The organism is Paraburkholderia sp. UYCP14C, from assembly GCF_004197395.1.
In the GTDB taxonomy this organism is placed as follows: domain Bacteria; phylum Pseudomonadota; class Gammaproteobacteria; order Burkholderiales; family Burkholderiaceae; genus Paraburkholderia.
Genome location: NZ_SELS01000280.1, coordinates 1 through 1034, shown reverse-complemented (window position 1 = coordinate 1034; position 1034 = coordinate 1). Strand labels below are relative to the sequence as shown.

1 protein-coding gene is annotated in these 1034 nt (G+C 50.9%); it reads left to right on the top strand.

From position 1 onward, the window contains the following. Positions 1-550: 550 nt before the first annotated feature. On the top strand, positions 551-838 hold the full coding sequence (locus EVC45_RS44835) for a DUF3892 domain-containing protein (protein ID WP_129964384.1): 288 nt from the start codon (positions 551-553) through the stop codon (positions 836-838). Positions 839-1034: the final 196 nt, after the last annotated feature.

Below are 1034 nucleotides of genomic sequence, written 5' to 3'. Positions count from 1 at the left end.
TGGCTATGCATGACCTGCCTTCGTCTTGTTTATCCAGAAACCGGGACGATACCACCCACTGAAAATTCAATAGAGGCGAATTTTAAATCCGGTCTTTTTGATGCACGCTAATAGATATCAGATAAATCGCGGGCAAACTTGCAATTAATTAGTATGATGCATCGTGCAACATCAAACTCCATCATTAAGATCGGGGGCTTTATGGCACAGCGTATTCAGAGTTCGTACATTGTCGGGCATAATCTCACCCGAAAAGATGGTCACGACTATACGAATCTCATCCGCACACTGGAGTCTTCATTCTCGCCGTGGTTGCATCACCTAGATTCGACTTGGGTAATCGTCACTGATCTGACAGCAGTGCAAGTAGCAGACACTTTGCGCCCGCATATGCATCGCGAAGACAAGCTGCTAGTTGTGCAGTGTTCCGGTGTCGGCGCATGGTTCGGGTTCAACGAAACCGGCTCAAGTTGGCTAAGGGACAATCTCTAAGGTCCGACAAGCCGCTAGGTTTCAGGTTGCAAACTCCATCATAAAGATCGGGGGGTTTATGGCAAAGCGTATTCAGGTTTTCTGCATAAACAAGACAAATAGCAAGAGCAGGCACGAGGCCATTTCGCATATCGGCGGAAAGAAGGCAGACGGGAGTCGGTGGAGGATCAGCACGCAAGCCGCTATTAACGGGATTGAGACGCGTAAGTGGAACTTCTATGTTGGCGGAGGTGATCAGACTGTTGATGTGCTCGTCTGGCAAACCCCGCAAGGCCACAAATTCCTCAGGACCGGGCACGACATGACCATTCCGGACGATCTTCTCAGCCTGCCCGAGTGCCCGTAAATACTTCTCGGGGCCGTTCTCTTAACGAAGCGGCTTGACGCGTTCGGGCTTCCGTCGGTAAATCCGCTCCGTTACCTTGCCATCGGCTTTGTTCGGATGGGTACGAGTCCCCTTGTTGCGGACGCACCTATCCATTTTTGACGCAAACCGACCTGCCGAAGGAGTTCCACAGGTTGATGAGGTTGGCGATGATGAC

Bases quoted from the DNA above. Each gene is read 5' to 3' on its own strand.
- EVC45_RS44835 (WP_129964384.1), top strand. From the start codon at position 551: ATGGCAAAGCGTATTCAGGTTTTCTGCATAAACAAGACAAATAGCAAG.